Annotated in this window: 20 protein-coding genes and 1 tRNA gene; 12 read left to right on the top strand and 9 right to left on the bottom strand. The window is 62.6% G+C overall.

Features of this window, described 5'->3' with window-relative positions:
• Nucleotides 1-235 precede the first annotated feature (235 nt).
• Nucleotides 236-309: transfer RNA gene (locus IFT66_RS01035), tRNA-Gln, on the bottom strand.
• 193 nt (nt 310-502) lie between these two features.
• Between IFT66_RS01035 and IFT66_RS01030 the strand changes: the two genes are divergently transcribed.
• The gene (locus IFT66_RS01030) at nt 503-1,420 is read left to right on the top strand and encodes an MBL fold metallo-hydrolase (protein WP_192076553.1); all 918 of its coding nucleotides are present in this window, start codon (nt 503-505) and stop codon (nt 1,418-1,420) included.
• 7 nt (nt 1,421-1,427) lie between these two features.
• Here IFT66_RS01030 and IFT66_RS01025 read toward each other — a convergent pair whose 3' ends face one another.
• Complete coding sequence (locus tag IFT66_RS01025; RefSeq protein WP_192076552.1) at nt 1,428-2,324, bottom strand: DUF1499 domain-containing protein; 897 nt, start codon at nt 2,322-2,324, stop codon at nt 1,428-1,430.
• Between the two features lie 143 nt (nt 2,325-2,467).
• On the opposite strand from IFT66_RS01025, the gene IFT66_RS01020 reads away from it, so the two are divergent.
• Nucleotides 2,468-2,737, top strand: coding sequence for a hypothetical protein (locus IFT66_RS01020; RefSeq protein WP_192076551.1), 270 nt, complete (start codon nt 2,468-2,470; stop codon nt 2,735-2,737).
• A gap of 4 nt (nt 2,738-2,741) precedes the next feature.
• Here the strand turns inward: IFT66_RS01020 and ppdK are convergent, their stop codons facing one another.
• A complete protein-coding gene (gene ppdK, locus IFT66_RS01015) occupies nt 2,742-5,414 on the bottom strand; it encodes a pyruvate, phosphate dikinase (protein ID WP_192076550.1) in 2,673 nt (890 codons plus the stop codon).
• A 177-nt stretch (nt 5,415-5,591) separates the two neighbouring features.
• On the opposite strand from ppdK, the gene IFT66_RS01010 reads away from it, so the two are divergent.
• Nucleotides 5,592-6,572, top strand: a complete 981-nt coding sequence (locus IFT66_RS01010) for a VOC family protein (protein WP_062579471.1) — start codon at nt 5,592-5,594, stop codon at nt 6,570-6,572.
• Between the two features lie 275 nt (nt 6,573-6,847).
• On the opposite strand, the gene IFT66_RS01005 is transcribed toward IFT66_RS01010, so the two are convergent.
• The 3 genes from IFT66_RS01005 to IFT66_RS00995 all read right to left on the bottom strand — a co-directional run bounded on the left by IFT66_RS01005 (nt 6,848) and on the right by IFT66_RS00995 (nt 11,867).
• Entirely contained in the window at nt 6,848-10,309 is a 3,462-nt protein-coding gene (locus IFT66_RS01005; RefSeq protein WP_192076549.1) for a chromosome segregation SMC family protein, read from the bottom strand.
• A 51-nt stretch (nt 10,310-10,360) separates the two neighbouring features.
• Nucleotides 10,361-11,065 carry a DsbA family protein gene (locus tag IFT66_RS01000; RefSeq protein WP_113109616.1) on the bottom strand — a complete coding sequence of 235 codons (705 nt, stop codon included), beginning with the start codon at nt 11,063-11,065 and terminating at the stop codon, nt 10,361-10,363.
• A 289-nt stretch (nt 11,066-11,354) separates the two neighbouring features.
• On the bottom strand, nt 11,355-11,867 hold the full coding sequence (locus IFT66_RS00995) for a DUF721 domain-containing protein (protein WP_174195767.1): 513 nt from the start codon (nt 11,865-11,867) through the stop codon (nt 11,355-11,357).
• Nucleotides 11,868-11,959: 92 nt separating this feature from the next.
• Between IFT66_RS00995 and mutY the strand changes: the two genes are divergently transcribed.
• The 3 genes from mutY to IFT66_RS00980 all read left to right on the top strand — a co-directional run bounded on the left by mutY (nt 11,960) and on the right by IFT66_RS00980 (nt 14,236).
• Nucleotides 11,960-13,072 carry an A/G-specific adenine glycosylase gene (gene mutY, locus IFT66_RS00990; RefSeq protein ID WP_192076548.1) on the top strand — a complete coding sequence of 371 codons (1,113 nt, stop codon included), beginning with the start codon at nt 11,960-11,962 and terminating at the stop codon, nt 13,070-13,072.
• A gap of 21 nt (nt 13,073-13,093) precedes the next feature.
• Nucleotides 13,094-13,708, top strand: coding sequence for an HAD family hydrolase (locus tag IFT66_RS00985; protein WP_192076547.1), 615 nt, complete (start codon nt 13,094-13,096; stop codon nt 13,706-13,708).
• Nucleotides 13,709-13,801: 93 nt separating this feature from the next.
• Nucleotides 13,802-14,236 (top strand): VOC family protein, encoded by a 435-nt coding sequence (locus IFT66_RS00980; RefSeq protein WP_062579460.1) that lies wholly within the window; start codon nt 13,802-13,804, stop codon nt 14,234-14,236.
• Between the two features lie 232 nt (nt 14,237-14,468).
• Here IFT66_RS00980 and IFT66_RS00975 read toward each other — a convergent pair whose 3' ends face one another.
• The gene (locus tag IFT66_RS00975) at nt 14,469-15,599 is read right to left on the bottom strand and encodes a site-specific DNA-methyltransferase (RefSeq protein WP_113166743.1); all 1,131 of its coding nucleotides are present in this window, start codon (nt 15,597-15,599) and stop codon (nt 14,469-14,471) included.
• Between the two features lie 146 nt (nt 15,600-15,745).
• Between IFT66_RS00975 and IFT66_RS00970 the strand changes: the two genes are divergently transcribed.
• From IFT66_RS00970 to IFT66_RS00960, 3 genes are all read left to right on the top strand, one after another.
• Nucleotides 15,746-16,042: a nucleotidyltransferase family protein gene (locus IFT66_RS00970; protein ID WP_062453607.1), complete on the top strand. Its 297-nt coding sequence runs from the start codon at nt 15,746-15,748 to the stop codon at nt 16,040-16,042.
• 176 nt (nt 16,043-16,218) lie between these two features.
• Complete coding sequence (locus IFT66_RS00965) at nt 16,219-17,856, top strand: Na+/H+ antiporter (RefSeq protein ID WP_192076546.1); 1,638 nt, start codon at nt 16,219-16,221, stop codon at nt 17,854-17,856.
• A gap of 112 nt (nt 17,857-17,968) precedes the next feature.
• The gene (locus IFT66_RS00960) at nt 17,969-18,655 is read left to right on the top strand and encodes an HAD family hydrolase (protein ID WP_192076545.1); all 687 of its coding nucleotides are present in this window, start codon (nt 17,969-17,971) and stop codon (nt 18,653-18,655) included.
• A 1-nt stretch (nt 18,656) separates the two neighbouring features.
• On the opposite strand, the gene IFT66_RS00955 is transcribed toward IFT66_RS00960, so the two are convergent.
• Together IFT66_RS00955 and IFT66_RS00950 are read right to left on the bottom strand one after the other, a co-directional pair.
• Nucleotides 18,657-21,449: an autotransporter outer membrane beta-barrel domain-containing protein gene (locus IFT66_RS00955; protein WP_192076544.1), complete on the bottom strand. Its 2,793-nt coding sequence runs from the start codon at nt 21,447-21,449 to the stop codon at nt 18,657-18,659.
• A gap of 126 nt (nt 21,450-21,575) precedes the next feature.
• Nucleotides 21,576-22,133, bottom strand: a complete 558-nt coding sequence (locus tag IFT66_RS00950; protein WP_062453611.1) for a hypothetical protein — start codon at nt 22,131-22,133, stop codon at nt 21,576-21,578.
• A gap of 149 nt (nt 22,134-22,282) precedes the next feature.
• Between IFT66_RS00950 and thrC the strand changes: the two genes are divergently transcribed.
• Genes thrC through IFT66_RS00935 form a run of 3 tightly spaced genes read left to right on the top strand, consistent with a single transcriptional unit; the run spans nt 22,283 to nt 25,665 of the window.
• On the top strand, nt 22,283-23,677 hold the full coding sequence (thrC, locus tag IFT66_RS00945; protein WP_062453612.1) for a threonine synthase: 1,395 nt from the start codon (nt 22,283-22,285) through the stop codon (nt 23,675-23,677).
• Between the two features lie 41 nt (nt 23,678-23,718).
• Nucleotides 23,719-25,017 carry a M16 family metallopeptidase gene (locus IFT66_RS00940; protein ID WP_192077106.1) on the top strand — a complete coding sequence of 433 codons (1,299 nt, stop codon included), beginning with the start codon at nt 23,719-23,721 and terminating at the stop codon, nt 25,015-25,017.
• Nucleotides 25,018-25,053: 36 nt separating this feature from the next.
• Nucleotides 25,054-25,665, top strand: a complete 612-nt coding sequence (locus IFT66_RS00935; RefSeq protein WP_062453614.1) for a GNAT family N-acetyltransferase — start codon at nt 25,054-25,056, stop codon at nt 25,663-25,665.
• Nucleotides 25,666-25,727: the final 62 nt, after the last annotated feature.

Below are 25,727 nucleotides of genomic sequence, written 5' to 3'. Positions count from 1 at the left end.
GACATGCGAGGCGACTTGGACCTTTTGAAGACCGACGAAGTCTGGATCGGCATCAAACAGCACTTTTCCGGCGTGAGCGAGGCAGATACGTAACACATTCTCCTCCGGCAGTCGCGCATATCACGATTGAGATTCTCAAATGAGATACGGATGCTCAGCAGTTCACTGTGCAGACACGGAGCCGTTCCGGACCCAGAAAAAACGATACGATACTGCAAACGCACTGAGTATAAACTGGCTGGGGCGCCAGGATTCGAACCTGGGATGCCGGTACCAAAAACCGGAGCCTTACCGCTTGGCGACGCCCCAACAGGTCGGGGGCAAATCATTGCTGGCCCGGACCGGAAGTGGCCTTGCTCTAGCAAAGCTTTGCCGCCCTCTCAACGGCAAAATTCGGGATTGTCACGAATAAACGCGGGGTTTCGGGTTTACGGGCGTTGATCGGGTGCTAAACCTCGGGAGATGACAACAAGCGCCCTTGGCGGCAGGACAGTTTTTGAGCATGCCGGAAGACCTTGATTTCGATCTGACCTTTTCGCCCTCCTATGGCGTGCCCGTGACGATCGCGGCAGGGGTGCAGCGGTTGACGGTGAACAATCCCTCGCCGTTTACCTTTCATGGCACCAACAGCTATATCGTCGGGACATCGTCGGTGGCCGTGATTGATCCGGGGCCGGAGGACGAGGCGCATTTTAAAGCCTTGATGGCGGCGCTTGAGGGGCGGCGTGTCAGCCATATCCTTGTCAGCCATACGCATCGCGACCACTCGCCGCTGGCACGGCGGCTGAGCCAAGCGACCGGGGCGTTGACGGTGGCGCAGGGGCCGCACCGGGCGTCCCGTTCCCTGCACGCGGGCGAGATCAATCCGCTCGCTGAAAGCGCTGATACCGATTTCGTGCCCGATATCGCGGCCGGTGATGGTGAGAGGATCGAGGGTGACGGGTGGGCGCTGACCGTCCTCCATACACCCGGCCATACCGCCAACCACTGCGCCTTCGCGCTGGAAAATTCCGGCATCCTGTTTTCTGCCGACCACGTGATGGCCTGGGCGACGACGATCGTTGCGCCGCCGGATGGATCCATGGCGGATTTCATGGCGTCGGTTGAAAAGCTTCTGGCCCGCGGTCATGAAGACCGGATCTTCTTTCCCGGACATGGCGGACCGGTGACCGAGCCCGCCTCTTTTCTGCGCGGCCTGCGGACCCATCGGCGGATGCGCGAGCGCGCGGTGCTGGAGCGCATCCGCGCCGGCGACCGGTTGATCCCGGATATGGTGACGGCGATCTATGCGCGTACGGATCCGCGTCTGCATGGTGCTGCCGCCCTTTCGGTGCTGGCGCATCTGGAAGACCTGATCGGCAAGGGACAGGTCGCAACCGACGGACCGCCATCGCTTTCTGGCATCTATACCCTCGCCTGAAAAACGGTCAGCCGCCGGTGATGCCGAGCAGTTCCGTATCGAGACGATCGAGGAAATCCTGGGCGATTTCAGCGCCGAGGCCGAGATCATGCGGCCCGAAGCGCGAGACGACGCGTAGATCGACGGAGGTCGTCTCGGCATCTTCACGCAACCGGATCACGATATCGAAGCGCAGGCCGAGCACCAGCGTGCGGGTCTCGCCCTGAAGCAGCACATCGCCGGCGGTGCCGATCGTCGGCTCGAGCGTGAGTTCAGGCCGGCGCAGCGGCACCGGCGCCACATCCGGCACCGGCGCCTGCTCGTCGCGGGGCGCTGCACGGGTGAGGATGTCGGGCTCCACCAGCTCCAGCCCCTCTGTCTTGACGATGCCGATCCGGGCGGACCGTAGCGCCTTCTGGACGCCTTCGTAGACGCGGTCGACGGCCCCTTCGTAACGTCGTCCGGTGAGGCGCGGATAGGCGGCAAACTGCGCGCGGCGCTCAGTGGGCGTGACCATCGGCGGGCGCTGCGGCAGGAAGCGCTGGTCGGCTGTCGGTTCGAAGACGAAGGCAGGCGGATCGGCAATATCGGTGGAGATGTCGTAAAGCGGCGGCAGCGTGAGATAGGACAAGGTTCCCATCACCACGACGGCAAGCGGGACGGCTGCAAACACCAGCCCGTGTGCAGCAGCAACGCCTCCTCTTGCACCGACACTCCACAGCCGCGCGAGACCCAGCAGCGACAGCGGTACCGAGGCAGCCGCAATGGTTGCGGAACACAGAACAAGTGCCACGAAATCCGGCTCGTTCAGCGGCCCGAACCGATGCGCGACGGCTGAAACCACGAATAGAAGAAAAGCGCAGAAGCCGAGCCTGCGCCCGAAATAGGCGGCGCGGGAAACGGGCCGGACAAAGCGGACGGTCATTGTGTGAAAGCGGCTCCATGCAAACTCTGTTCCCTTGTGTAGAACAGCGCGGCGGGGAATGGAATCCTTGGTTTGCGCTCGCCATCCAACGGGGTTATTCGGGAGCACCGTTGTGCTGCCGCAGCCATCATCTGGAGCCTGTCATGCGTCTTGCCCTTCTCGCCACACTGGCCGTCATCGGAACGGCACTGACTTCCTGCCAGACAATCACACCGGAGGAGCGGCGGGCGGCGGATCAGCAGTCCTGCGCGCGCTTTGGGTTCCGTCCCGGGACCGATGCCATGGCGCGCTGCCTGCTCGACCTCGAGCTCGACCGCCGCGCCGAGCGACGCGCATGGCGGGCGGAAAGCGATGCGATGATGGGACGCCCGCCGATCGTGGTGACGCGGCCGGTTTATATTCACCGCCACTGACCGGTCAGCTCTTCGTCCGCTCGATCGCTGCCTGGGCGGCGGCGAGCCTTGCGATGGGGACGCGAAACGGCGAGCAGGAGACGTAGTCGAGATCGGCGTTTTCGCAGAAGCGGATCGAGGCCGGGTCGCCGCCGTGTTCGCCGCAAATGCCGAGCTTCAGGTCTGCCCGCGTCTTGCGGCCGCGCTCGGCTGCGAGCTGGATCAGTTCGCCGACGCCATCGAAATCGAGCGAGATGAACGGGTCGTTCTCGATAATTCCCTTGCGCTGATAGGTGGGAATGAAGGCCGCCGCGTCGTCGCGCGACATGCCGAAAGTGGTCTGGGTGAGGTCGTTGGTGCCGAAGGAGAAGAACTCGGCGGTTTCCGCGATCACATGGGCGCGCAGTGCGGCGCGCGGCAATTCGATCATCGTGCCCGCCAGATAGGCGATCGGCACGCCGGTTTCGCGGGCGACGTCTTTCGCCACCGCATCGATGACGCCCTTCACGTAATCCAGTTCCTTGCGCAGGCTGACGAGCGGCACGAGGATTTCGAGTTCGACCGGCTCTCCGGTGGTCTTTCCGGCCTCGACTGCCGCCACAAAGATCGCCCTCGCCTGCATTTCGGCAATTTCCGGGTAGGAGATCGCAAGCCGGCAACCGCGATGGCCGAGCATCGGGTTGAACTCGTGCAGCGCATCGATGCGTCTGGCGAGGAAAGCCGGCGGCATGCCCATGGCGCGGGCGACGTCGTCGATCTCGGCCTCGGTCTTGGGCAGGAATTCATGCAGCGGCGGATCGAGCAGGCGGATCGTTACCGGCAGGCCGTGCATGATTTCGAACAATTCGGTGAAATCCGACCGCTGCATCGGCAGAAGTTTGCTAAGCGCTGCGCGCCGCGCCTTCTCGGTTTCGGCCAGGATCATCTCGCGCATGATGTGGATGCGGTCGCCTTCGAAGAACATGTGCTCGGTGCGGCAGAGACCGATGCCCTCCGCCCCGAACGAGCGGGCGGCGCGGGCATCCTGCGGCGTATCGGCATTGGTGCGCACGGTCATGCGGCGGGTCTTGTCGGCCCAGGCCATCAGCTTGCCGAAATCGCCAGACAGCGCGGGCTGGGTCATCGGCACGGAACCCTTCAGCACCTGGCCGGAGGATCCGTCGATGGTGATGACTTCACCGCGCCTTAGGCTGACGCCGTTTGCGGCAAGAAGCACCTCGTTGCGCAGATCGACGCGCATGGAGCCGGCACCGACGACGCAAGGAATGCCCATGCCGCGGGCAACGACGGCCGCATGGCTGGTCATGCCGCCGCGGGTGGTGAGGATCGCTTCGGCGGCGTTCATGCCGTGGATGTCTTCCGGGCTGGTCTCGATGCGCACGAGGATGACCTTGCGGCCTTCCTTGTCGGCTTCGACCGCCTCCTCGGCGGTAAACACGATCTCGCCGGTCGCAGCGCCCGGCGATGCAGGCAGGCCGGAGCCGATGACATGGCGTTCGACGCGCGGATCGATGGTCGGGTGCAGCAGCTGGTCGAGCGACGGGGGATCAATGCGGCAGACGGCCTGGCTCTCGGTGATGACGCCTTCCTCGACCATGTCGACGGCGACCTTCATGGCAGCACGGGTGGTGCGTTTGGCGTTGCGTGTCTGCAGCATCCATAATTTGCCGCGTTCGATGGTGAATTCCACATCCTGCATGTCGCAGTAATGGGCTTCCAGCCGGTCGCAGATCGTGCGGAACTCGGCGAATGCCTGCGGCATCAGCTTTTCCATCGACGGCTTGTCGGAACCGGAGGCAAGCCTGCCCTCCTCGGTGATCGATTGCGGTGTGCGGATGCCGGCGACGACGTCTTCGCCCTGCGCATTGACGAGGAACTCGCCGTACAAGGCTTTCTCACCGGTCGACGGATTGCGGGTGAAGGCAACGCCTGTGGCCGATGTCGAGCCGAGGTTGCCGAACACCATGGCCTGGACATTGACCGCGGTTCCCCATTCCTCGGGGATACGGTGCAGCATGCGAAAGGTTTGTGCGCGCGGGTTCATCCAGCTTGCAAATACCGCGGCGATCGCCTTCCAGAGTTGCTCGTGCGGATCCTGCGGGAAACCCGTTTCCAGTTCCTCCCCGATCAGTTGCTTGTAGAGCGAGACGAGGTGCTGCCAGTCGGCGGCGCAAAGTTCGGTATCGTATTCGTGGCCCAGCCGCGCCTTCTCGTCTTCGAGGATCTCCTCGAAGATTTCGTGGTCGAGGCCCATCACCACGTCGGCATACATCTGGATAAAGCGGCGGTAACTGTCCCAGGCGAAGCGGGCATCGCCAGAATCTTCAGCCAGCGCCTGCACCGTCTGGTCGTTGAGGCCGAGATTAAGCACCGTGTCCATCATGCCGGGCATGGAGGCCCTGGCGCCCGAGCGGACGGAAAGAAGCAGCGGCTGCACGCCGGCGCCGAAACGGCGGCCGGTGATCGCTTCCATGGCGGCGATGCCATCAAGGACTTCGGCCTTCAGACCGTCGGGCAGCATGCGGGCGTTTTCGAAATAATGGGTACAGGCATCGCAGACGATCGTCAGTCCGGGCGGCACCGGCAGGCCGAGGCTTGCCATTTCCGCGAGGTTTGCGCCCTTGCCTCCAAGACGGATGCTGTCACCAGCGCCTCCTTCCGCCTTGCCATCGCCGAAGCGATAGACCCATTTCGCCATTTCGCATCTCCACCCAGTCTTCTCAAGCATTTACAGCGTTTATGATCGTTTGGGAATTATGCGTCAGGATTATGTTGCAGCGCAGCAAAATCGGTGAGTTGTCATGCCTGACAGGAAAGTGACGTGCGCATGGGCTAGCGCGTCTCTATAACGCCGCCGGAACCTGCAGGGCCTTCGATGACCATCACGAGACGGAATGCTTTGAAACTGGCGGGTGTCGTGTCTGCGACGGCCGCCCTTAACGGCGCGCTGCTGGCGGAAGGAACGAGCGCGGCGATGGCTGCACCTGCCCTGCCCTTTGCCGTGACGACGCCTGTCCATGTGGATCAGGCGGCGCTTCGGGTGCGGGACCTCAAATCCATGACCGCGTACTACCAGGGCATGCTCGGGCTCGAGATCATCGAGCAGGATGATGTTTCCGGCGATCGCGTCGTGCTGGGTGCGGGGGGATCGCCGCTTCTGCATCTCGTCCGTTCGGCAGAGGCCGCCTTCGAGACGCCGGGTTCTGCCGGTCTGTTTCACATTGCCTACCTGATGCCGGACCGCGGCGATCTCGCCCGCTGGCTGGTGCATGTGGCGCAGCGGCAATTTCCGATCACAGGATTTGCCGATCACAGCGTCAGCGAGGCTGTCTATCTGACCGATCCCGAAGGAAACGGCGTCGAGGTGTACTGGGATCGGCCGCACGAAATGTGGACATGGGAGGGCGAGGTGGTGACGATGGGCACCAATGCGCTCGACGTGGACGATATCGTCGCCACTACCGACATCAACCGCGACACCTACACAAAAGCGCCCGCCAACCTCAGGATCGGTCATATCCATCTGCGGGTCGGCGAGATCGACAAGGCGCGGGCCTTCTATGGCGATCTGATCGGCCTGTCATCGACACGCGGCAACCGGGACGACTCGGGCTTCTTCTCGTCCGGCCATTACCATCACCACCTCGCCTTCAACACCTGGCAGAGCGCCGGTGCGGGAATGCGGGAAGAGACGCAAACCGGGCTCGACTGGTTCTCGCTGGAATTTGCAGAAAAGAGCGACCTGCTGGCGCTGAAGGACAAGCTGAAACAGGCGTCGGTCAGCTTCACGAGGGCTGTCGATCATATCGACATTCTCGACCCCTGGGGGACGAATGTGCGGCTGACGGGGCTGTAAAGACGCCTGCGGCGCGGATGTCGGAAAGAGATGAAAACGCTTTGCGGGGCCGGATCACATCGGCCCCGCAAAGCCTTCCGCACAGGACAGGAAAACCCGTGCGGGGGGTCTCTATATCGGCGGTACTTCGATGCTGAACTTGCGGCATCGAGGCACCACACGTCAATATGATTTTAGTTAAATTACACTACGCCGAGAAGCTGATGTCCCATATGAGTAAATTGACGTAGGTAGAAATACGGAGGCCGCGACCGGTTGACCGGGAAAGCGCTGGCTCAGCTGGCTTCGCGCAGCAGTTCCGCCGTCTGCAGATCGACCGAGACCAGCTGCGACACACCCTGCTCCGCCATGGTCACACCGAACAGACGGTTCATGCGGGCCATGGTGATGGGGTTGTGGGTGATGATGATAAATCGCGTCTCAGTCGACGCGGCCATCTCGTCCATCAGGTTGCAGTAGCGCTCGACATTGTGGTCGTCGAGCGGTGCATCCACCTCGTCCAGCACGCAGATCGGTGCGGGGTTGGTAAGGAAGACGGCGAAGATCAGCGCCATCGCCGTCAGTGCCTGCTCGCCACCTGACAGAAGCGTCATCGTCTGCGGCTTCTTGCCCGGCGGGCGGGCGAGGATTTCGAGGCCGGCTTCGAGCGGATCGTCGCTCTCGATCAGCTGCAGCTCTGCCGTGCCGCCATTGAAGAGATGCGTGAACAGCCGCTGGAACTGCTTGTTGACCACATCGAAGGCGGCCAGCATGCGCTCGCGTCCTTCGCGATTGAGGCTCTGGATCGCACCGCGCAGTTTGCGGATGGCGTCGATGATGTCGTCGCGCTCGTGGATCAGCGCGGCGAGCTTGTCGGAAAGCTCCTTCTGCTCTTCCTCGGCACGCAGGTTGACGGCTCCCAGCCGCTCGCGCTCCATCTTGAGCCGGTCGACCTCGCGTTCGATCTCGCGGATATCGGGAAGCGTGGCGCCGGGCGCGATGCCCGCGATGCGCATCACGTCATGCGGCTCCACGTTGAGTGCCTCGCGGATGCGCAGCTCGCCCTCGTGGCGCTTTTCGGCGGCCGAGACCAGACGCTCTTCGGCACGGCCGCGCTTTTCGCGGGCTTCGGCGAGTTCGGACAAGGCGGTGGCGGCGATACGGTCAGTCTCGCGCTGGCGGGTTTCCGCCTCGACCAGCCGATCGGAAGCGGACTTGCGGGCAGCTTCCGCCTTTTGCAATTCGTTGATCAGTGCCCGGCGGCGCTCGTCGAATTCTTCAGGTGCTGCTTCGAGATCGACGATCTCGTCGCGCGCCTCTTCCTCGCGCTGGCGCAGGCTGCCGATATGATCGGCGGCGCTGGCGATGCGGGAGACCCAGGCGGCGCGTTCCTGGGCGATGGCGGCGATGCGGCGCTTGCGCACCTCGATCTCGCGGCTCTGGCCCTCATAGGCGGCGCGCGCTTCGGCGAGACGGCCCCGATCGGTGGCGACAACGCTTTGCTGGTTCAACAGCTTGGCATCAATGGCGGAGAGATCCGGTGCGTCCTCGAGCTCGATGCGCGCATCTTCTTCCTGGACACCGAGATCCTCGATCTGGCCGGTCAGCTGGCTGACCGCTTCCGCAACCACATCGCGGCGACGGGTGAGATCGCCGGCTGCCCGTTCGGCAGCGGCAAGCGCATCGCGGGCATCGCTCAACTGGCGGGCGGCAAAACGGCTGCGGTCGCGCGCTTCGGCGAGCCGTTTTTCCTCAATCGAGATGGCGGAGCCGGCTTGCGCCAGCGCATCCTCGGTTTCAGACAGGATATCGCGCGCCTCGTCGATCTCGCCTTCCAGCTCCGACAGACGGTTTTTCTGGGACAGGCGAAGGGCAGCCGCACCCGGCGCTTCGGAGCCCGAGATATGGCCATCCCAGCGATAGACGGCACCCTCTCGGGTCACGAGGCGCTGGCCAGGGCGCAGCAGCGGCATCAGCCCCTCGGCGTCGTCTTGCGAGATCACGCCGATCTGCCCGAGCCGGCGCGCCAGTTCCGGCGGCGCCGTGACATAGGACGACAAGGGCAGCGCACCCTCGGGCAGGCTGGGATCAGCGGCACCATCTCCATTGATCGACCAGTGGGCGGAGGCAGAGGCATCGACAGGTGTTTCGAGATCATCGCCGAGGGCTGCACCAAGCGCTGCCTCATAGCCACGATCGACGCGGATCATTTCGGCAACGGGAACGAAGCCACCGGACAGGGCGCCGGCCGCCAGCATGCGCGAAATCGTGCGCTTTTCGGTTTCGAGCGCGTTCAGCGCCGATCGGGCAGATTCCACCGGGCCGCGGGCCATCAGTTCGTTCGAGCGCGCATGGGCGAGCGCCGACTCGACTTCTTCGGCCGCGATCGTCGCATCTTCGACGGCAATTTCGGCGGCTTCCACCGCGTCCTGCCGCTCGGCCGGGTTGTCGAGGCCGGAGAGCTTTTGTCCGATCGCGTCGAGTTCGCCCGTCGCATCGGCCATCTGCCGGTCGAGGCGCTGGCGTCGTTCTGCAAGATCGCGGATCAGCCGATCGAGCGCATTGCGTCCGGCGGAAGCTTCGGCGCGCTCGGCGGTGACTGCAGCAAACAGCGTCTCGCTATCGGCAAGCGTTGCAGCGGCTGACTCGAAGGCCTCTCGCAGGTCGTCGGCTTCCGCACCAGACTCCGCCAGCGTTTCGGTCAGCTCGGCCTCTTCGCCATCCAGCTTTTCGAGGAAAGCGGTGTTATCGGCGGCAAGCTGTTCCTCGCGGCTTATGTCTTCGGCAAGCTGCGACAGTCTTCGCGTCAGTTCGTCGCGACGCCGCAGCAGGCGGCCGGCTTCTTCTTCCAGCTGGCCGCGGGCGATCTGCAGGCGCTGCAGGGCGGCACCGGCTTTCGCCTCGTCCTCGCGCAATTCCGGCAGTCTGAGGCTGGCGATCGCCTGCGCCTTTGCCGCTTCCATCTGCCCTTGCGCCTTTTCGGCGACGATGTTGGTGGCCTGGTTGAGCGCGGTTTCGGCCTCCGCCTCCGCCTCGCGGGCCTGAACGAAGCGGATATGCAGAAGCATCGCCTCGCGGGCGCGGATATCGGCCGACAGCATGCGGAAACGGTTAGCCTGGCGTGCCTGGCGCTTCAGGCTTTCGATCTGGCTTTCCAGCTGGGCGACGACATCTTCCAGCCGCTCCAGATTGGTTTCGGCGGCGCGCAGGCGAAGTTCGGCCTCATGGCGGCGCGAATGCAGCCCGGAAATGCCGGCCGCTTCTTCCAAAAGCTGGCGACGGGCCTGGGGCTTCGCATTGATCAGCTCGCCGATCCGCCCCTGCCCAACCATGGAGGGCGAGCGAGCGCCGGTCGAGGCATCCGCAAACAGCAGCTGCACATCCTTGGCGCGGGCTTCCTTGCCGTTGATGCGGTAGAGCGAGCCGTTCTCACGCTCGATACGGCGCGACACCTGGATTTCGTCGGCATCGTTGAAGGCGGCGGGTGCCGTATGATCGGAATTGTCGAGATAGAGGCCGACTTCGGCGCTGTTTCGGGCCGGACGGTTGCCCGAGCCCGAAAAGATGACGTCGTCCATGCCGGACGCGCGCATGTTCTTGTAGGAGTTTTCGCCCATCACCCAGCGCAGCGCTTCGACAAGGTTGGACTTGCCGCAGCCATTGGGGCCGACCACGCCGGTCAGCCCTCGCTCGATGATGAATTCCGTCGGCTCGACAAAGGACTTGAAGCCAACGACGCGCAGCTTGTTGAATTTCATGCTGCGCCCTTTCTCCCGCCGACGGGTCCCCTACCCGCCGGGGTGGCGATCTTACAGAAGGCTGTCGAAAAGCTTCGACATGGAGTCAACCGTCATATCTCCGGAGTATTTCTTGCCGTTGATCAGGAAGGTCGGTGTGGAATTGACGCCGAATTCCTCGTTGCCCCGCTTAACGACGGTATTAATGTCGTCGAGAAGCTTCTGGTTCGTCAAGCAGGCTTCGAAACTCTGCTGTGAGTAACCTGCAAGCTTGACCGACTGCAGGAGGGCGCCGCGCACATCCTTGTCGGCAGGTGCCGCCCAGGCGCGCTGCTGCTTGAACAGCATCGAGACCATCGGGTAATACTGCGCGGACGTTGCGAGTTCGGCCGGGTTCTGCGGGTTGCAGCGGGCCAGCATGAAGGCAGCGGTCGCGACCGGATCGAACGGGAATTCGCGGATGATGAAGCGAACCTTGCCGGTATCGATGTAGTTCTTCTTGATCGTCTCGAACGTGGTGTTGTGGAAGTGGGCGCAATGCGGGCAGGTCATCGACATGTATTCGATGACGGTGACCTTGGCGTTTTCTTCGCCGAGAGCCATCTCCGGCAGGGTGCCCGGCTTCAGCGCCGCCGCCATATCCACATCGCCCTGCGATTCGGGAAGTGCCTGGGCAAAGGCGTCGGAGATGCCGAGCGGCAGCGACAGGCAAAGCGCCGTGACCGCCACTCCGCCGAGAAGCGCGCGTCTGGTGATGGTCTTATCGTTCAACTGCATGGAACACCCGTGTTCGAGATTTGAAAAAGTTTGATATTCCGTATCGTGGCGCCTTGGCCCCGACAAGCGGTGGAGTATTAAATCCCTTCAAAGAATTGTGACGAAATGGCGGTGCGAGGGATAGTTCGGTGTATTCCTCGGCCTTTTCCGCTCTGTTGCGTCACGATGCGTATGCTAGTCGGAGGGAACCTGGCCTTGCGATGAAAAGAGTTATTTCAGCCCAAGGACTTGGGCTGGCTGGATTCCTGTGACGAGCACAGGAATGAGAGTGGCGGGGGCCCTGGAACTCTCATTTGCGCTTCTGCTGGAGAACGGCGGTGCCGAGCCTGGCGACGGCTTTCTTGAGCGCTTCGCTTTCGATCCCTTCCATCATGCCCTCCAGCCGTTTCGCCGCTTCGCCTTTGAGCGGCTGCAGCTTGCGCGGATGCTTGAAGGTCTGCGAAACCGGTTTCTGCACGATGCGGATCTGGCGCACAGCGGGAAAGCCGAAGAAGCCGTTGATGCGGGCGATCAGTTCGCCCTGGGCATGACCGAGGAACAGCGCGCGGGACCCTTCGCAGGCGATGGTGAGGACACCCGGCTGGTGGCCGCCCTCGCTATAGCCGTCGTTATAGCGCGACCAGGCGATTTTTTCGGGGCGGGTACAGTCGGCGAAATCCTCGCCGGCGATCTCATCCCAGGAGCCGAGCAGCGCGGTGGATATGCCGGCGCGGCGGGCCAGCACCGGATCGATGATGCCGTTCGCCACTTCGGAGATCTGCAGCGCGCCTTTGCGGCGGAACGGAGGTTTCGGAGCATTCATCGCTGGATAACTGGCCGCCTGAGGTTGTGCCGTCCTTGATGCCGGCGCATTGACGCATACCTATAGGCCATTCCAGCGGCAAACGGCAAACGATGCTCCAGACGCTTCCCAAGACGACGAATTCGGCCGATGGCCCGACCCATGCGGAAAGGCTTCTCGCCTGGTACGACCGACACCACCGCGAGCTGCCCTGGCGGATCAGCCCGACGGCTGCCAAAGCCGGGATCCGGCCCGACCCCTATCGCATATGGCTGTCGGAAGTGATGTTGCAGCAGACGACAGTGCAGGCGGTCAAACCGTATTTCGCAAAGTTTCTCGAGCGCTGGCCGAAGGTGACCGATCTTGCCGCAGCCCCTTCCGACGACGTGATGGCGGCCTGGGCGGGGCTTGGCTACTATGCCCGCGCCCGCAACCTGAAGAAATGCGCCGAAGCGGTAGCAGCCGATCATGGGGGCATCTTTCCCGATTCGGAAGATGGCCTGCGCGCCCTGCCCGGCATCGGCGATTATACATCGGCCGCCGTTGCCGCGATCGCCTTCAACCGGCAATCGGCTGTGATGGACGGCAATGTCGAGCGGGTGATCTCGCGTCTCTATGCGATCGATGCACCGCTGCCGGGGTCCAAGCCCGCCATGAAGGCCAAGGTCGTCGAACTGACGCCATCAGACCGGCCGGGCGATTTTGCCCAGGCGATGATGGATCTCGGCGCGACGATTTGCACCCCGAAACGTCCCGCCTGCGCACTCTGTCCGTTCCGCGACGACTGTCTGGCGTTGGCCGGCGACGACCCTGAGCGGTTTCCGGTCAAGGCCGCAAAGAAGGAAAAGCCGGTGCGGCAAGGCGCTGCCTTCGTGGCGGTGACGCCTGATGGCGAGGTGCTGCTTCGAAAGCGCATCGAGACCGGTCTTCTCGGCGGCATGACGGAAGTGCCGACGACCGCATGGACGGCGCGGCTCGATGGCGGCACGACGATCGATCATGCGCCGATCCCGTCTGCCGACTGGCAGGCCTGCGGCACTGTCATTCACGTCTTCACCCATTTCGAACTGCGGCTTTCGATTTTTCGCGCGAAGGTGACCAAGGTGGCCGTGGACAATGGCTGGTGGGAGCCGGTGGAAAGCCTCGAAAACCAGGCCTTGCCGACCGTCATGAAAAAAGCAATCGTCCAGGCTATACCCCTCGCCTTCGCAAAAGCTCCAAACTGACAGAAGCAGGAAACATCGTTTATGGCGGCCAAGATTGATCACATCGTTTTCGACATCGGCAAGGTTTTGATCCACTACGATCCCAACCTTCCCTATAGCCGGATCATTCCCGACGAGACCGAACGCAAGTGGTTCTTCGAAAACGTCTGCACCCACGAATGGAACCTGGAACAGGACCGCGGCCGCAGCTGGAGCGAGGCCGAAGCGCTGCTGCTTGAACAGCATCCGCAACAGGAAGCCAATATCCGGGCCTTTCGCCAGCACTGGCACGAAATGGTGCCGCATGCCTATGACGGCTCGGTTGCCATCTTCGAGAGCCTGATCGAGAACGGCCGCGACGTGACCATGCTCACCAACTTCGCCGCCGACACGTTTGTTGAAGCCCGCCGGAAATTCCCGTTTCTCGACAAGCCGCGCGGCGTCACGGTGTCGGGCGAGATCGGCCTGATCAAGCCGGATGTGGCAATCTACGAAAAGCACGCCCGCGATTTCAGCCTCACCCCCGAAGCCTCGATCTTCATCGACGACAGCTATCCCAACGTCGAAGGCGCGCGGGCAGCGGGCTGGCACGCTGTGCATTTCACGGATCCGGAAACGCTGCGGAAGGCTTTGAGGGATCACGGTATCGAGGTGTGAGCGTTGGGGGTGGTAGCCGGTATGCTGACGATATAAGTTCCCGGCCCACCCACCTCGTTTTGCAATCGACCTCACGTTAACCCGGCACCCCTCATGGCAATTCCATTCGCTCCCGTCGGCATTGATCACATCGTTCTTCTGATCGACGACATGAAACGTGCGCTTACGTTCTACACGGATGTCCTGGGGTGCCGGCCTGGCTATTCCTATCCGGCACTGGGGATGGAGCAGGTCTGGTTCGGCTCGTCATTGATCGTCTTGTGGGATGTAACTCACCCGGGCGGAACGAAAGCAGCGCCTCCGGTGACCGGTGGGCGCAATGTCGATCATGTCTGTCTTGCGACCAGCCCTTTCGACCATGACGAACTGCGTACGCATCTCGATAAGCACGGGGTAGAGATCGTCCAGGAAGCGTTTCATGGCGGCGCCCGGGGCATGGGGCACTCGTTCTACATCCATGACCCGTTTGGCAATAAGATCGAGATCAAGGGGCCTGCAGAATACCCGGATGGACGGCAGGCAACCTAGCCGGGTGATCGGCGGACGGGCCGAAACATTCTAATTCGGAGGTGTTCAGGGTTACTCTGGTCAGAGCCTGCGTCGTTGCGGCCCCGAAATCAGTGCATTTGCCCCATAAAAAAGATGACGCCCGGAGCCTTCACACTCCGGGCGTCACATGATCCTCTTCCGGGACTAGAGGTACAAAACCGGAAGAGGAAGCTCGCGAGCTGACATGGGATCTGGTCCCGGGACTGGTGGCTCAGTCCGCTTTTGGCAGGCCGTTGCGAATGATGGTGCGAAGGTCGTCGATCGGTTTCAGGACGCCGGCCTCCTCGTAGTGCCAGAAGGTCCAGCCATTGCAGGCATCAAACCCCTGAACCTTGGCGCCGAGCCGGTGGATCGATCCGGCGTCGCCGTTCGAGGTCAGCGTGCCGTCGGCGCGGATGATGGCGCTGTGGCGGCGGCGGGCGTCGGTGAGGATCTGGCCGGGCTTGACGAGACCGCTTTCGACGAGCGCATTGAAGGCGACGCGCGGTTCGGCGCGCTTGCCGGTCATGACCGTCAGTTCCGTCTTGCCGAGCGGCTCGACCGAAGCGATGCGGGCGGATGCGGCGTCGATATAATCCTGCTCACGTTCGATGCCGACGAAGTTGCGGCCGAGACGCTTGGCGACTGCACCCGTGGTGCCGGAACCGAAGAACGGGTCGAGCACGACATCGCCGGGCTTGGTGCAGGACATGATGATGCGGGCGAGCAGCGCTTCCGGCTTCTGGGTCGGATGAACCTTCTTGCCGTCGTCACCCTTCAGGCGTTCGCCGCCCGAGCAGATCGGGAACAGCCAGTCGGAGCGCATCTGCACGTCGTCGTTGGAGGCCTTCAAGGCTTCGTAGTTGAACGTGTAGCCCTTGGCCTTGGCATCGCGGCTGGCCCAGATCATCGTCTCGTGGGCGTTCTGGAACCTTCGGCCCTTGAAGTTCGGCATCGGGTTGGTCTTGCGCCAGACGATATCGTTGAGGAGCCAGAAGTTCAGGTCCTGCATGATCGCGCCGACGCGGAAGATGTTGTGGTAGGAACCGATCACCCAGATCGTGCCGTTCGGCTTGAGCACGCGGCGGCAGGCAAGCAGCCAGGCGCGGGTGAAGGCATCGTAGACCTGGAAGGACGCGAACTGGTCCCAGTCGTCATCGACGGCATCGACCAGGCTCTGGTCGGGGCGATGCAGGGCGCCGCCGAGCTGCAGGTTGTATGGCGGATCGGCAAAGATCGCATCCACCGATTTATCCGGCAGCGCCTCGAGGGCTGCCACGCAATCGCCCTTGATGATGGAGTTCATCCAGGCGTGAGGACGGGCCTGTTTCTGGAGGTCGATCAAAGGAAGGACTGCGGCCATGAGACACTCGCTACGCTGTACTGGATACGAATTTACTGACTGTTATGGTTACTCATTTTGGTTACCAAAGACTGAAGCCGGTGGCCTGTTTCTGGAAAAAAGCAAAATGATGGGAAGCGGCGCGAAGAAGCGCTAGGCTACAACTCATGAAAAAAGCAGAGGCGATCGAGAAGCTGAGACGGCAGGCCGACGCGATCAGGGCGCTCGGCGCGACCTCGCTTTATCTGTTCGGCTCGGTTGCCCGCGACGAAGCCGGACCCGACAGCGATCTCGATCTGTTTATCGATTATGACGAGAGCAAGAAGTTCTCTCTGCTCGATCTTGTCGGGATCAAGCTGTTTCTCGAGGATGAACTTGTCGTGCCTGTAGACGTCACGACGCGGGACAGCCTTCATCCGATCCTGAAAGATCGGATAGAACTTTCTGCAACGCAGGTGTTCTGATGGACGAATTTATCTGGGACGTCATTGCGCATGACCTGCCGCCGCTCAAAGCCGCGATGCTGGGCCTACAAGAACGACTGAGCCGGTCTTAAAGGTCGCACCCCCCTTCCCGGCCCTTGCCTCATCCATTCCCATTTCTTATTCAGGCCGGAACCGGAACGGATAGGAGCGCCACCATGGAAAGCATCACCATTGCCCTGGTCCTGCTTCTCGCCGTGGTTCTGAGCGGTACGCTTGCGAGGCTTTCGCCGGTCGGCATTCCGCTGCCGCTGGTGCAGATCGCGCTTGGTGCCGCAATCGCCGGCGTGACGGGGTCTGCGGTGCAGCTCGATCCGGATTTCTTCTTTCTGCTGTTTCTGCCGCCGCTGCTGTTTCTCGATGGCTGGCGCATTCCTAAGGAAGGGCTGTTTCGCGACAAGGCGGTGATCCTGGAGCTGGCGCTCGGGCTTGTCGTGTTCACCGTGATCCTGATCGGTTTTCTGGTCCACTGGATGATCCCGGCGATACCGCTCGCAGTCGCCTTCGCGCTCGCCGCCATCCTCTCGCCGACCGATCCGATCGCCGTCTCGGCAATTGCCGCGCGGGTGCCGATCCCTGGCCGGCTGATGCATATTCTGGAGGGCGAATCGCTCCTCAACGATGCTTCGGGCCTTGTCTGCATGCAGTTTGCGGTGGCCGCCGTGCTGACCGGCGTGTTCTCGCTGGCGGATGCGGTCGGCACCTTCCTCTGGGTCGCGATCGGCGGCATCCTGATCGGCTTTGGCACCACATTCGTGGTCATGAAGGCGAAATATTACGTGTCGCGCAAGCTGGGCGAGGAACCCGGTGCGCAGATCCTGATCAGCCTGCTCATTCCGTTCGGCGCCTATCTTCTGGCCGAACACCTGCATTGCTCCGGCATTCTGGCAGCGGTTTCGGCGGGCATCACCATGAGCTTTGCCGAATTGCGCGGCCAGACGATGGCTGCCACCCGCATGCGGCGCTACGCGGTGTGGGATACGGTGCAGTTTGCGCTGAACGGCATCATCTTCGTGCTGCTGGGCGAACAGATGCCGGGGATCGTCTCCGGCGCCGCCAGGATCGTCACCGAGACCGGCCACCTCCACCCGATCTGGCTGATCGCCTATGTGGCGGTGATTACCACCGCACTCGCGGCCCTGCGGTTTGCCTGGGTGTGGGTCTCCTTGCGCTTTACCCTCTATCGCGCCGCGCGTCGCGGGGAGGCGATCCGCAAGCCGCACTGGCGGCTGCTGGCGGCCATGTCGCTTGCCGGCGTGCGCGGTGCGATCACGCTTGCGGGTATCCTTACCCTGCCGCTTGCCATGAACGACGGCACATCGTTTCCGGCCCGCGATCTGGTGATATTCCTGGCAGCCGGCGTGATCATCCTGTCGCTGACGGCGGCCAGCATCGGCCTTCCCTATCTTCTCCAGAACCTCGAACTGCCGCCGGAGGATGATCACCACCAGGAAGAGGATACTGCCCGGATTGCGGCGGCAGAGGCTGCGATCCGGATGATCGAGAAATTGCAGCATGCGATGAGCGAAGGCCGCACCGATGCCGATCTTTACGGCGAGGTCGGCACGCGGCTGATGGAACTCTACCGGCAGCGGATCGAGGGCCGCTCCAAGCTTGGGGACGAGGCAGAGCTGTTGCGCAAGATGGAGGAGGTCGACAAGCGGTTCAGGCTGGCCGCCCTGCGTGCCGAACGCGACGAGCTGTTCAGGCTCGGCCGCCGGCGCAAGATCTCCGAGGAAATCGCGCGAAAGCTGGTTCGCGAGATCGATCTTGCCGAGGCGCGCTACGGTTTCTGAGGCGCGCCGTGTTGTTGCCGCTTTGCCGGTAGAGGAAATCGGCCTCCGCATTGTTTCCGGCGCTTCCCTCGTGTAGATCGCCCTCACCTTCTTTCATCAAAGAGTATCCATCATGAGCGGCTTCGACCTCATCATCTTCGATTGCGACGGCGTGCTCGTCGATTCCGAAATCATCGCGGCGCAGGTCGAATCCCGGCTGCTGACGGAAGCGGGCTATCCGATCAGCGTCGAGGAAATGGGCGAGCGCTTTGCCGGCATGACCTGGAAGAACATTCTTCTGCAGGTGGAACAGGAAGCGGATATTCCGCTGTCGGCTTCGCTGCTCGACAAATCGGAAAAGCTGCTCGACCAGCGGCTGGAGCGCAGCGTCAAGATCATCGAGGGCGTCAAGTTCGCGCTGGCGCGGCTGACCACGCAGCGCTGCATCTGCTCGAACTCCTCGAGCCAGCGGCTGGACATGATGCTGACCAAGGTGGGGCTGAAGCCCTATTTCGAAAACCATATCTATTCCGCCAAGGACCTCGGTCCCGACCGCGTGAAGCCGAAGCCGGACATCTTCCTGCATGGGGCAAAGCAGTTCGGCGTTGAGCCTGACAGGTGCCTGGTGATCGAGGATTCCACCCATGGCGTCCATGGCGCACGCACGGCCGGCATGCGGGTGGTGGGCTTTACCGGCGCATCGCATACCTATCCGAGCCATGCCGACCGGCTGACGGATGCCGGTGCCGAAACGGTGATTTCGCGCATGAGCGACCTGCCGGCGGTGATTGCAGCCCTCGGTGAATGGGGCGGGATCTAATCTAGAACTGCACCGCGAGGCTGGCCTTCGCGGTATGGCTCGTCAGCGAATGGGCAAATTCGCCGGAATAGCTGAGCCTCAGCCGCGCGGATTTCGACACCTGCGCCGTGACGGAGGCTTCGACGACGGCCGTGTCGCGCGGCAAAGCCACGCCTTCCAGCATGAACGGACTGCCGCCGCTGGCAAAGGCGAGCCGGGATGCGGGCGTCAGGTCGCCCATTACATGACGCCAGCCGAGCATGCCTGACACGGTGAGCGGCAGGTCCTCGACGGGCATTTGCGCCGACCAGCGAAGGCCGAATGTGGAAAGGGCGATATTGTCGGTTTCGCCATTGCCGGTCAGAGCGGCCGCCCCGCCCTTTTCGCGAAAACCATCCGTGTCGAGATTGATATAGGCGAGGCTCGCGAAGGGTTGCAGCGTGACCGGACCTGCCGTCATCTTCCAGGACAGGTCGGTAAACAGCTGGCGGGTGGCGCCTCTGTAATCGGCTTGAAGATCATCCGTGAACGTGCCGAAGTCGACGCTGCGCGACGTGGAGATCCGGTTTTCCGAATAGACCGCGCCGGATGTGAGGGCAACGTCACCCCATTCTGCGGCGGCGTAGAGCCCGGCATCATAGCTCTCCCAGTCCGCCTCGCTAGCCGCAGAGGCATTGCTGTAGCCGAACAATCCGCCGAGCCGCCAGTGATCGGAGGCCTGCCCGTCGAAGCCCGCGATCAATCCCGCCGCGTGGCTGTCGATGGCGGACGCGTTGCCGTCGCTGCGCAATTGCCCTGATGCCGCGATGCCGGTCGCCCAGAAGCTGGTCGCACCATCGGCCGATGAGCGGATCGGGACGGCACCGTTCACCCGGTCGACGATTGCGTCCCGGACGAGCCGGCTGTCGCTCAAAAGCTGGGTTTTCAACGAGGCGTGGATCTCGCCGCCAAGCTGCGAGAAGGCATCGCGTGCGCCATCGGCGTTTTGCTGGAGAACGCCGAGGAAGACGTCGTTTTCGGTGCCGAGCGACTGGACCGCTGTAGCTGTTGCGCGCGTGTTGGCGGTGTTCGCGACATCGGCGAAATCGACATCATTGCGGTAGAGGCTGAGCGTCACATCGTCGGCGCCATAGGCAAGGATGGGCGACAGGAAGGCGAGATCGGTGGTGACGTCGTCGAAGGCACCGGCGACGCTTTCGCCTGTGATGATCGTGTAGGTCGTAGCAGGTGAATAGGGGCCGCTGCCTGCGAGAACCTCGACCGTGCCGCCTTCGATCGTGACGGACCCGGTGGCGGCTAGGCTGTCGGACGTGCCGTCCGCTTGCGTTTCCACCTGATAGGTCGAGCCTGCCTCGAAGGTGACGTCGCCGTTGACGGCAAGCGTTGCGATACCGGGGCCAGGCGACAGAGTGCCGCCGTCGCTGACGGTAAGGCCACCGATCTCGCCTGTGCCTGACAGCATGCCATCCGTGCCGATATCGATCGCGCCGCCGATCGTGCCGTCGTTGACGAGCGTTCCTCCTGTGACCGTCGCATCGCCGCTGATCTCGCCGGTGTTGGAAAAGCTGCCACCGGTGTTGGTCAGCGAAGCGATGGTGCCGTCGTTGGATGAGGTGCCGGCGTTCGAGACATCGCCGGCGACCGCGCCGGAATTGTTGACGAAGCTGGCGGAAGCCGCGACATCCACGTCGGTGACGACGAAATTGTTGGTGACCGTGCCGCCTGTCACGGTGGTGCTTCCGGTGATTTCGCCGCCGTCGTTGTTGGTGAAGGTGCCGCCGGTATTGGTGAGTGAGGAGATCGTTCCGGCGTTCGAGGCGTTGCCGGCATTGGAGACGTCGCCGGCCGTCGCACCTGAATTGTTGACGAAGATCGCAGCCGCCGCGACATCGACCGTCGTCACCACGAAATTGTTGGTGAGCGTGCCGCCCTCGAGTGACGTTGCGCCTGAAATGGTGCCGTTGTTGGTAAAGCTGCCGCCGGTATTGGCAAGCGATTCGACAGTGCCGGCATTGGACGCCGTGCCCGCGTTGGTGACGGCTGCCGCCGAAGCGCCGGAATTGTTGACGAAACTGGCTGTTTCAGCGACATCGACGTCTGTGACGACGAAGTTGTTGGTGACGGTGCCGCCCGAGACCACCGTATCGCCGGTGACCGTGCCGCCATCGTTGTTGGTGAAGGATCCGCCGGTATTGGTGAGCGACGCGATCGTTCCGGCGTTGGAGGTGGTGCCCGCATTGGTGACGGCACCGGCCGTTGCGCCGGAATTGTTGACGAACCGGGCCGTCGCTTCGACATCGACATCGGTGACGACGAAATTGTTGGTCATCTGCGCATCACCGGACAGCTTCGTTTTGCCGTCGATCGTGCCGTCGTTGACGATCTCGCCACCCGAAGATGCAAGGTCGCCGGAGAGCGTTCCCGAGTTACTGATGGAGCCGCCGGACATCGTGACGTCTGATGACAGCGTGCCGCTTTCCGAGATCTCCATGCGGCCCATGTCGAACAGGGTCGTGCCGCTCGTCGCTGTCAGATCTGCATCGACGTGGAGCGTGCCGCCGGACACCGCGAGCGTGTCGACGGTGGCATCGGTTGCGACGGTCGGGGCGCCGGAGCCGATCGAGGCTGCGTCCGATGCGCCGGGGGCATCCGGTGCCGTTGTCCAGTTCGCGCCGTTTGCGAAATCGTTGTCGGAGGCTCCGATCCAGACCGATTGCGCCGATGCGCCACCGGGCGCAAGCGCTGCCAGCGTGACGATAGCGGTGCAAAGCCGCAGACGCCGCTTCGCGTCCGCCACGATAGCTGGAGCAATCATCCCAAACCCTGTCTCGAATGGTCGTGGGCGACGCGCCCTTGACGATCTTCACATACTGGGTACGGATTTATGGTTAACCGAAGATTAAACGGGCGCCGTCAGCGCCCGACCGGAGTGGCCGCAGGCTTAGCTGCGGCGTGCGGGCTTCTTGCCGGGTGCGCCATTGTCGAAACCGACGCGGACGCGGGTGAAGCGCGATGCGCCGCCCTGCGCGTTCGGGATCTGCACATCCGCCTTCTGGAAGATGAACTGCGTGCCGCCGGCCGGAAGATCGACCGGATAGGCGACCTTTTGCGAGTAGATCGTGTTGTCGCCATCGACGACCTCGACCAGGATTGGCAGGGTCACGCGGCCCGGCGCGCCAACAGGTCCGTCGACGAGGCGGCCCTGGACGACGACATTGATGGTCATCGTCGTTTCGTTTGCCGTGCACTGACGCGTCGCGTCGGCCAGCGATGCCTGGTAGACAAGCTTCTGCGGATCATCCTGACCGCCGCGTGCGTATTCCTGGCGTATCGCCGTCTGTTCGCGCAGAACGACCTGCGGGCAATAGGCCTGCACCACCGCCGGGGTTTCAGCCTGTGCCGTCGGCGCAAGGCCACCCGCCGGAGAGGACGAGTTGCAGCCGGCGAGCGCCGTCAGGAGGGATACCGTTACGAGACCATGGGAAATCTTGCCAAACACAATACTCAACCTTGTTCCATCCCTTTTGACCGGCTTGCCGCGCCAAACATGCTCATGGCGTAACGCAGCGCCGTTTTCCAGTCTTTCACCGCAGATTTCAATCGTCTATACCAGCGGCGCGAATAAAAATCGATTGGGGATTATCGGTCGTGGACTACATTTCTACCCGGGGCGAAGCGCCCGCTCTCGGCTTTCGTGATGCACTGCTGGCCGGCCTTGCCCGCGACGGTGGTCTTTACCTGCCGCGCCACTGGCCGCAGCTGTCCAAGCGGGACATCCGCAATCTGCGCGGAAAGTCCTATGCGGAAGTGGCTTTCGAGATCCTCAAGCATTTTGTCGACGGGGAAATTCCGGACGACAAGCTGAAGACCATGATCAACGAGGCCTATGCGACCTTCCGTCATCCGGCGGTCGTACCGCTCGTGCAGACCGGCCCGAACGATTTCGTTCTCGAGCTTTTCCACGGCACGACGCTTGCCTTCAAGGATGTGGCGATGCAGCTGCTGGCGCGGCTGATGGATCATGTTCTGGCCGAGCGCGGCGAGCGCGCGACGATCGTCGGCGCGACATCGGGCGATACGGGCGGTGCGGCAATCGATGCCTTTGCCGGGCGCGACCGGACCGACATCTTCATCCTCTTTCCCGAAGGCAAGGTATCGCCGGTGCAGCAGCGCCAGATGACCTCGTCGACCGCATCCAACGTGCATGCGGTGGCGCTCAAGGGCAATTTCGACGACTGCCAGAACATCGTGAAAGAGATGTTCAACGATGTCGCCTTCCGCGACCGGGTGAAGCTTTCGGGCGTCAACTCGATCAACTGGGCCCGCATCATGGCGCAGGTCGTGTATTATTTCACCGCCGCTGTTTCGCTCGGTGGACCGGATCGCAAGGTATCGTTCACGGTGCCAACCGGCAATTTCGGCGATATTTTCGCGGGCTACGTGGCCAAGAAAATGGGCCTGCCGATCGACCGGCTGGTGATCGCCACCAATGACAACGACATTCTTGCCCGCACGCTGAAGACCGGGCGCTACGAGATGCAGGGCGTGATGGCGACCACGTCGCCGTCGATGGATATCCAGATCTCGTCGAATTTCGAGCGGCTTCTGTTTGAAGCCTATGGCCGCGATCCGAGCGCCGTGCGCTCATCCATGGCGAGCCTGAAGCAATCGGGTGCGTTCGAGATCAAGCCGGAAGCGCTGAAGGCGATCAAGCGCGAATTCCGCGCCGGCCGCGCCACGCAGGAGCAGGTTGCCGAGACAATCCGTGAGACGCTGGAAGCCACCGGATACCTGCTCGACCCGCATACGGCGACCGGTGTTTTCGTGGCTCAGAAGAACGCGCGACCCGGCAGCCCGATGGTGACATTGGCCACGGCGCACCCCGCCAAATTCCCGGCGGCGGTAAAATCCGCTTGCGGAATTGATCCGGCACTTCCATCATGGCTCGCTGATCTGATGCACAGGGAGGAGCGCTTCGATACGCTGGACGCCGAGCTGAAGGCCGTTGAAACATTCATCGGCGACCACGCACGGGCAAACTGAGCCAGTTATCGGCAGTGCCGGAAAGACGCGAAGACGTGAATATGAATGTTGAAATCACCCGGCTCCCCTCCGGGCTCACAGTCGTGACCGAGACCATGCCACACCTGGAGAGCGTCGCGCTCGGTGTGTGGATCAAGTCCGGAGCCCGCAACGAGACCGAGAACGAGCACGGCATCGCGCATCTTCTCGAGCACATGGCGTTCAAGGGTACGGCGAGGCGGACCGCCCGCGATATCGCCGAGCAGATCGAGGATGTCGGCGGCGAACTCAATGCCGCGACCTCGACCGAAACCACATCCTATTACGCAAGGGTTCTGAAGGACCACGTGCCGCTCGCGGTCGATATCCTTGCCGATATCCTGACGGAATCGGAATTCGACGAGGAAGAGCTGCGCCGCGAAAAGCACGTCATCCTGCAGGAAATCGGCGCGGCCAACGACACGCCCGACGACGTGGTGTTCGACCGCTTTTCCGAAGTCGCCTATCGCGGCCAGACGATCGGGCGCGCCATTCTCGGCACGCCGGAGACGGTAAAAGGGTTCACGCCGCCGCAGATCCGCGGCTATCTTTCGCGCAATTATACGACCGACCGGATGTTCATCGTCGCGGCCGGCGCTGTAGATCACCAGGTGTTTTGCAAGCAGGTCGAGGAGCGGTTCGCAAGCCTGCCGACCATGCCGAGTGCGACGCCCGTCCTCGAGCCCGCCCATTATATCGGCGGCGACACCCGCGAAGACCGCGACCTGATGGATGCCCAGCTGCTGATCGGCTTCGAGGGCAAGGCCTATCACCAGCGGGACTTCTACTGCTCGCAGATCCTTGCCAACATTCTCGGCGGCGGCATGTCCTCGCGGCTGTTCCAGGAAGTGCGCGAGCGCCGGGGCCTCTGTTACTCCGTCTACGCATTCCATTGGGGCTTTTCCGATACGGGCATTTTCGGCGTCCATGCGGCGACCAACGGCGACGAGCTGCCGAACCTCGTGCCTGTCGTCGTCGAAGAGCTGCGCAAGGCGTCCGAGACGATCCATCAGGCGGAAATCGACCGGGCACGTGCGCAGATCCGTGCCCAGCTTCTGATGGGCCAGGAAAGCCCTGCCGCCCGCGCCGGCCAGATCGCCCGCCAGATGATGCTCTACGGCAAGCCGATCCCCAATGACGAGATGATGGAACGGCTGGAGGGGATCACCACCCAGCGGCTGACCGATCTTGCCGGACGTCTGTTCTTCGACACGGTGCCTACGCTTTCGGCGGTTGGGCCGATCGCACAACTGCCGTCGATGGAAGAGATCGCGGCGTCGCTTTCCTCACCAGGCGTGACAACCAAAAAGGCGGCCGGCTGATCAAGCCGCCTGCCCTGCCCGGAGCACACAAGCACCATGGCCAAGTCCGTGTTTCGGTTCCTATCGCGACATCCGGACACACCGGAGATCTCAGGCGAGCGCCACATCATGCGCCTGCCGCTTTATGCCGACTACAAGGCCTGGATGACGCTGCGGTCGCAAAGCCGGGCGTTCCTGCAGCCGTGGGAGCCGACCTGGCGCCCTGACGAGCTGACGGAATCGGCGTTTCGCGCTCGCGTGGTGCGCGCCACCCAGGAACATGCGTCAGGCGTTGCCATGCCGATGCTGCTTTTCCGCCGCGACACGATGGAGCTTTTGGGGGGCCTGACGATCGGCCATATCCGCCGCGGCGCGTCGCAAAGCTGCATGGTCGGCTACTGGATGGGCGAGAAACATTCGGGCCAAGGCCATATGTTGGCCGCATTGGAGATGGCTATCCCCTACATCTACGGCGGACTTCAGTTGCACCGGATCGAGGCAGCCTGTATTCCGGACAATTGGAAAAGCATCCGGCTTCTCGAAAAGGCCGGATTCGAGCGGGAAGGTCTTTTGCGGAAATATCTCAAGATCAATGGCGAGTGGCGCGACCACGTGATTTTCTCCCGACTGCCAGAAGATGGTGAATTTGCGAAAATGCTGAACACATGATGCTGCGTCACATGAGTTTCTCGGCCATGCCGCACCTGCCGTCGCTCTTGCGTATTGTTTCC

Origin of the sequence: Rhizobium sp. CFBP 13726 (genome assembly GCF_014841925.1) — a bacterium.
Classification (GTDB): Bacteria; Pseudomonadota; Alphaproteobacteria; order Rhizobiales; family Rhizobiaceae; genus Neorhizobium; species Neorhizobium soli.
Note: the sequence above shows the minus strand (reverse complement) of the source record. Positions and strands in the feature narration are given on the sequence as shown.